General features: G+C 64.6%; 6 protein-coding genes and 1 tRNA gene. 6 read left to right on the top strand and 1 reads right to left on the bottom strand.

The window, feature by feature from the left end; translation table 11 throughout:
* From BIS11_RS08320 to BIS11_RS08300, 5 genes are all read left to right on the top strand, one after another.
* Positions 1–676 (top strand): ribose-phosphate pyrophosphokinase (locus BIS11_RS08320; protein ID WP_253585913.1); only part of this gene is annotated, 676 nt, incomplete at its 5' end.
* A 93-nt stretch (positions 677–769) separates the two neighbouring features.
* A complete protein-coding gene (locus tag BIS11_RS08315; protein ID WP_253420816.1) occupies positions 770–1,396 on the top strand; it encodes a 50S ribosomal protein L25/general stress protein Ctc in 627 nt (208 codons plus the stop codon).
* A 182-nt stretch (positions 1,397–1,578) separates the two neighbouring features.
* Positions 1,579–2,160: an aminoacyl-tRNA hydrolase gene (gene pth, locus BIS11_RS08310; RefSeq protein WP_253420818.1), complete on the top strand. Its 582-nt coding sequence runs from the start codon at positions 1,579–1,581 to the stop codon at positions 2,158–2,160.
* A gap of 56 nt (positions 2,161–2,216) precedes the next feature.
* Positions 2,217–3,308: a redox-regulated ATPase YchF gene (gene ychF, locus BIS11_RS08305; protein WP_253420821.1), complete on the top strand. Its 1,092-nt coding sequence runs from the start codon at positions 2,217–2,219 to the stop codon at positions 3,306–3,308.
* Between the two features lie 71 nt (positions 3,309–3,379).
* Positions 3,380–3,456, top strand: a tRNA-Met gene (locus BIS11_RS08300).
* Positions 3,457–3,533: 77 nt separating this feature from the next.
* On the opposite strand, the gene BIS11_RS08295 is transcribed toward BIS11_RS08300, so the two are convergent.
* Entirely contained in the window at positions 3,534–4,850 is a 1,317-nt protein-coding gene (locus BIS11_RS08295; RefSeq protein ID WP_253420824.1) for a M18 family aminopeptidase, read from the bottom strand.
* A 141-nt stretch (positions 4,851–4,991) separates the two neighbouring features.
* Here BIS11_RS08295 and BIS11_RS08290 point away from each other — a divergent pair.
* Positions 4,992–6,668 (top strand): S41 family peptidase (locus tag BIS11_RS08290; protein WP_253585912.1); only part of this gene is annotated, 1,677 nt, incomplete at its 3' end.

Here is a 6,668-nt window from a genome sequence, read left to right as displayed (position 1 = left end):
TCCCTACTTCGGCTATGCCCGCCAGGATCGCCGCGTGCGCTCCGCCCGCGTGCCCATCTCGGCGAAAGTGGTGGCCGACATGATGGTCAAGGCCGGCGTCGACCGCGTGATGACAATGGACCTGCACGCCGACCAGATCCAGGGCTTCTTCGACGTGCCGGTGGACAACGTCTACGGCTCGCCGATCCTGCTCGACGACATCGAGCGCCAGAACTACGCCGATCTGGTCGTGGTCTCGCCGGACGTCGGCGGCGTGGTGCGCGCGCGTGCCATCGCCAAGCAGTTGAACGCCGATCTCGCCATCATCGACAAGCGTCGCCCCCAGGCCAACCAGGCCCAGGTAATGCACATCATCGGCGAGATCGAAGGTCGCACCTGTGTGGTGGTCGACGACATGATCGACACCGCCGGCACCCTGTGCAAGGCGGGCGAGGCGCTCAAGGATCACGGCGCCGCGCGCGTGGTGGCCTACGCCACCCACCCGATCCTGTCCGGCCCCGCGGTCGACAACATCACAAGCTCCGTGCTCGACGAAGTGGTCGTCACCGATACGATCCCGCTGGCCGAACACGCTCGCCGCAGCGGCAAGATCCGCCAGCTCAGCGTGGCCGGGCTGATTGCCGAAGCGATCCGCCGGGTCAGCAACGAAGAATCTGTTAGCGCGATGTTCCATTGAGCTGACGATGAAAGCCCCCTCACGGGGCCATGAAGGCGTCGTCGTCTGGTCGCGGTCGGCGATGTCTTCCTACTCAAACCAAGAGGCACACACATGTCTGATTTTACTTTGAAAGCCAGCGTTCGTAACGACCTGGGGAAAGGTGCGAGCCGCCGCCTGCGTCGTGCGAACCAGCAGGTTCCGGCCGTCATCTACGGTGGTGAGAAGGAGCCGCAGTCCATCTCCGTCGAGAAGACCTCCTTCTACAAGGCGATCGAAGACGAGTCTTTCTTCTCGTCCGTCATCAACCTCGACATCGACGGCAAAAAAGAGCAGGTCGTCGTGCGTGATCTGCAGCGTCACCCCTTCAAGCCGCTGCTGACCCACGCCGACTTCATGCGCGTCGACGCCACCCACGAAATCACCATGAACGTGCCGCTGCACGTGACCGGTGAAGAGAAGTGCGTCGGCATCAAGGACCAGGGCGGCGAACTGCACGTCATGGCCAACGAAGTGGCGATCAGCTGCCTGCCGAAGGACCTGCCGGACTTCCTGGAAGTCGACATCGCAAGCGTCGAGCTGGGCACCACCCTGCACCTGTCCGACCTCACGCTTCCGAAGGGCGTCTCTTCCGTGGACCTGTCCCACGGCGAAGAGCACGACCACGCCGTCCTCAGCATCACCAAGGTACAGGTGCGTGACGAGGAAGAAGGCGAAGGCGAGGAAGGCAGCGCCGAGTAAGCGCACCCTCCACGGCCTGCCCGTGCATTGGGCCATGCCCGCATGGCCCAAGGATGTTAAAATCAAGCGCCCCGGCGCTTGATTTTTTTTGCGTGCCGGAAACGATTCACCGCGCCGGGCTTCGACGATGGTTTCGAAGATCGCTCCCGGCACGGCAACGCTTTTTTGAATGGGAGGTGGGAATGAGCCAGGTGACGGCCATCATCGGACTGGGCAACCCGGGTCCTGACTACGAGGCGACGCGCCACAACGCGGGCTTCTGGCTGGTGGATGCGCTGGCACGCCGCGCCCACACCGAGCTTCGCCCGGAGAAGAAATTCCTCGGCCTCTACGCCAAGGCGCGCCTGGGAGATCGCGATGTCCACCTGCTCAACCCCACCACCTTCATGAACCGAAGCGGAGGGGCCGTCGCGGCGCTCTGCCAGTTCTTCAAGCTCGCACCGTCGGAACTGCTCGTCGTCCACGACGAGCTCGACCTGCCCCCGGGCCAGGCGCGCTACAAGACCGGCGGCGGCCATGGCGGCCACAACGGCCTGCGCGACATCATCAGCGCACTCGGCAACCAGAACGGCTTTCACCGCCTGCGCATCGGCATCGGCCATCCGGGGGAGGCGCGCCAGGTCAGCCACTACGTGCTGAACCGCCCGGGCAAGTCAGAGCAGGAAGCGATCGACCAGGCGCTGGCCGAGTGCGAGGCCACCCTGCCCCTGGCGCTTGCCGGCGACTGGGCCAAGGCCATGAACCGGCTGCACAGCGTCAAGTAGCCACCCGTTTTCACTTCAAGGCGGATCGATACCTCCGCCCCGGTCAGGATATTCACATGGGTTTCAATTGCGGAATCGTCGGCCTACCCAACGTAGGCAAATCCACGCTGTTCAACGCGTTGACCAAGTCCGGCATCGATGCGGAGAACTTCCCCTTCTGTACCATCGAGCCCAACGTCGGGATCGTGCCGATGCCCGACCCGCGCCTGGACAAGCTCGCCGAGATCGTCAAGCCCCAGAAGGTGCTGCCCACGACCATGGAGTTCGTGGACATCGCGGGCCTGGTGGCCGGTGCCTCCAAGGGTGAGGGCCTGGGCAACAAGTTCTTGGCCAACATTCGCGAGACCCAGGCGATCGCCCACGTGGTGCGCTGCTTCGACAACGACAACGTGATCCACGTCGCCAACCAGGTCGACCCGCGGGCGGACATCGAGACCATCAACCTGGAGCTGGCGCTGGCCGATCTCGATACCGTCGAGAAGGCGAGCCAGCGCCTGGTGCGCTCGGTTAAGGGCGGCGACAAGGACGCCACCGCGACCAAACTGATCCTCGACAAGATCCAGCCGCATCTGGCCGAAGGCATGCCGCTGAGAAGCTTCGGGCTTTCTGAGGACGAGAAGCAGCAGGTCAAGAGCTTCGGCTTTCTGACCTTGAAGCCGACCATGTACATCGCCAACGTCAACGAGGACGGCTTCGAGAACAACCCGTACCTCGATATCGTCAAGGAGATCGCCGCCGAGGAAGGCGCGGTGGTGGTGCCGGTGTGCAATCAGCTGGAAGCCGAGATCGCCGAGCTCGACGACGACGAGCGCAGCGTGTTCCTCGAGGAGATGGGCATGGAAGAACCGGGGCTCGATCGGGTGATCCGTGCCGGCTATGCGCTTCTGGGCCTGCAGACCTACTTCACCGCCGGCGTCAAGGAAGTGCGCGCCTGGACCGTGAAGGCCGGCGCCACCGGCCCCGAGGCCGCCGGCGTGATCCACACGGATTTCCAGAAAGGCTTCATCCGCGCCGAGGTCATCGCCTATGACGACTTCGTGACCCTGGGCGGCGAACAGGGCGCCAAGGATGCCGGCAAGTGGCGCCTGGAAGGCAAGGAGTACATCGTCAAGGATGGCGACGTGATCCATTTCCGGTTCAACGTCTGACGTTTTGAGCGCAAGGACAAAGAACGCTTGACGGGCGGCGATGCAGTTTGTAATATTCGCCCCCGTTGAACGGCTACATAGCTCAGCTGGTTAGAGCACATCACTCATAATGATGGGGTCCCCTGTTCAAATCAGGGTGTAGCCACCAGTTCCGAAAAAAGCCCGCCGATCTCTCGATCGGCGGGCTTTTTCGTGTGCCCAGGGGGGCTTTCGCCCCCTCTCCTTTCAGCTTAGCGTCGGACGGTTCAGGAACGCGACCAGCGCGCGGGTCAGGTGCTCGACGTCCCGGGTGCCGGCGGTTTCGCGAATGGAGTGCATCGCCCACTGGGGCACGCCCACGTCGATGGTGGGCACGCCGATTTCGGTCGCCGTGATCGGCCCGATGGTGCTGCCACAGCCCATGTCCGCGCGAGTGACGAAGGACTGCACCGGCACGTCTGCCTCGCGGCATACGTCGCGAAACAGCGCCCCGGTCACGCTGTTGGTGGCGTAGCGCTGGCTGGCGTTGACCTTGATGACCGGGCCGCCGTTGATCCTGGGGCCGTGACGCTCGTCGTGCTTGTCACGAAAGTTGGGATGCAGCGCATGGGCGTTGTCGCAGGAGATCATCAGCGACGACTGGATCAGCTGGATCAGCGCCTCCTCGCCGCCCCGCCCGACCTGGGCATTCAGGCGCTTGAGCACATCGCCCAGAAACGGCCCCTGGGCGCCACAGGCGCTGGCACTGCCCACCTCCTCGTGATCGTTGGCCACCAGCAGCGCCCCCTGCTCGCCGTCGCAATCGAGCAGCGCTTCCAGACCGATGAAGCACGACAGCAGGTTGTCCAGCCGGGCGCTGGCGACGAGCTCGCGCTTCACCCCGATCAGCGACGGCGGCTGCAGGTCGTAGAAGCCCAGCTCGAAGTCCACCACCTCGACGCCCTCGAGGCCGTGCTCGCGTGCCAGAAAGCGCGCCAGCAGCGACTCCAGGGTGGCGTCGTCGCTCTGCATCACGACCGGCGCCATCTGGGTCTGGGGGTTGATCGCGCGGCCGGCGTTGACCTCCCGGTCCAGGTGGATCGCCAGGCTCGGAATGATGGCGATGGGCTCGGCGACGTCGAGCAGCACGCTCTCGAGCCGGCCATCCGCATGGCGCACGTGCACGCGCCCGGCAAGCCCCAGGTCGCGATCGAACCAAGGCGCCAGCAGCACTCCGCCATAGACCTGCACGCCAAGCTGCAGCCAGCCCGCCGAGCGCTGGGTGGCCTCGGGCTTGAGCCGCAGCCCCGGGCTATCGGTATGCGCGCCGATCATGCGCAGGGCATCGAGCCCCCGCGCCGGCAGTTGAAAGGCGATGAGCGAGGAGTCGTTGCGGGTGACGACGTAGCGCCCGCCGGCCTCGAGCTTCCAGTCGGCCTTCTCGTCGAGGCGCGTGAAACCGCCCTGCTCCAGGCGTCGGACCATCGATCGGGTGGCGTGCCAGGGCGTGGGCGAGTCCGCCAGAAATTCGCAGAGCCGCCCGAGGCGCCCCTCGCTTCGAGACGTGCTGTCGACCGCGTTCAAATTGAATGCCCTCCGTCGGAAAATCAGTGAGTATCACAGAGTGTATGTCCTGCTACAATGCTCTTTCGGCCTGCGCAACTCATGGGTTGGCTGCATGTCAAGGAACACTGAGTGACCATAAATTCCGGGAGAGCCTGACTGATGAGCTTGTTTGCAACGCTTTCGCGCTCGGTCGCCGTTGCCGTGATGCTGGTGATGACCAGCCCGGTGGCATTGGCGCAACTTGCGCCGACCGATGAACAACGCCAAGCGGCAGTGGAGATCGGGGACGCGCTCCGCTACGGCCACTACGCCAATATCGATTTTGACGAGCAGTGGTCGCAGGAAGCCTTCCAGCGCTACCTGGACATCCTGGACAACCAGCGTGGCTACCTGCTCAAGCGCGACATCGAGCCGTACCGCCATCTTGAAGAACACATGGACGAGGTGCTGTTCGAAGGCGAGCTCGACGAGGCCTTCGAACTCTACAACCTGCTCAGCGAGCGCCATATCGCCCGGCTCGAATGGCTGCTGGAACGTCTCGACGAAGGGCTCTCCTTCGACTTCGAAAGCAACGAGCGACTCGAGATCGACCGCGAGGACGCCCCCTGGGCGAGCCGCGAGAGCGAACTCGACGAACTGTGGCGCAAGCGCCTCGAGAACGACGCCCTGACGCTCGCCCTGACCGACCAGGACGAGGAGCAGATCGAGGACAACCTGCGCCAGCGCTACGAAGGCCAGCTCACCCGGCTCAACCAGACCGAATCCGAGGACGTGTTCGGCATCCTGATGGCGGCGATCTCCAGCACCATCGACCCGCATACCGGCTACCTCTCGCCACGCCAGAGCGAATCCTTCGATATCCAGATGAGCCTGTCGCTCGAGGGCATCGGCGCACTCCTGCAGTCCGAAGGCGAATACGTGAAGGTGGCGAGCCTGGTGCCTGGCGGTCCTGCCGAGCGCGCGGGCGTGCTCGAGCCCGCCGATCGCATCATCGCCGTCGGTCAGGAAGACGGTGAGATGGTCAACGTGGTGGGCATGCGCCTGGACAACGTGGTGGATCTGATCCGCGGGCCGAAAGGCTCCACGGTGCGCCTCGACGTGGTGCCCGCCCAGGCCGTCGACATGACTCGCTCCCACGTGGTCGAGATCACCCGCGACACCGTCAGCCTCGAGGATCAGGCGGCCCACGGCGAGGTGATCGAGGTCGAGCGTGACGGCGAGCCGCACAAGATCGGCGTGATCGACGTGCCCACCTTCTACGTCGACTTCGACGCCTGGCAGGCCGGCGAAGAGGAGTATCGCAGCACCACCCGCGACGTAGCCCGCGAGATCGAGGCACTCAAGGAGCAGGAGGTCGAAGGCATCGTGCTGGATCTGCGCAACAACGGCGGCGGCGCCCTGCAGGAAGCCAACTCGTTGATCGGCCTGTTCATCGACCGCGGCCCCACCGTCCAGGTGCGCGACGCCCAGGGGCGCATCCAGCTCTACGGCGACACCGATGCCGGCACCGTCTACGACGGTCCGCTCACCGTGCTGACCAATCGCCTCTCCGCTTCCGCCTCGGAAATCTTCGCCGGCGCGATCCAGGATTACGGCCGCGGCCTGGTGGTCGGCACCACCACCTTCGGCAAGGGAACCGTGCAGACGCTCAACGAGCTGAGCCACGGCCAGATCAAGCTGACCCGCGCCAAGTTCTACCGCATTTCCGGCGAGAGCACCCAGAATCGCGGCGTCGAGCCGGACATCGCCTTTCCCAGCCTGATCGACCCGGAGCGCATCGGCGAGAGCAGCCTCGACAACGCCCTGGCCTGGGATACGGTGCAGAACGTTCAGTAC

This window comes from Halomonas sp. 707D4, assembly GCF_024158685.1.
Classification (GTDB): Bacteria; Pseudomonadota; Gammaproteobacteria; order Pseudomonadales; family Halomonadaceae; genus Vreelandella.
Note: the sequence above shows the minus strand (reverse complement) of the source record. Positions and strands in the feature narration are given on the sequence as shown.

What these genes read in the sequence shown, in the direction of transcription:
- BIS11_RS08315 (WP_253420816.1), top strand. Translation starts at nt 770, where the DNA reads ATGTCTGATTTTACTTTGAAAGCCAGCGTTCGTAACGACCTGGGGAAA.
- pth (WP_253420818.1), top strand. Translation starts at nt 1,579, where the DNA reads ATGAGCCAGGTGACGGCCATCATCGGACTGGGCAACCCGGGTCCTGAC.
- ychF (WP_253420821.1), top strand. Translation starts at nt 2,217, where the DNA reads ATGGGTTTCAATTGCGGAATCGTCGGCCTACCCAACGTAGGCAAATCC.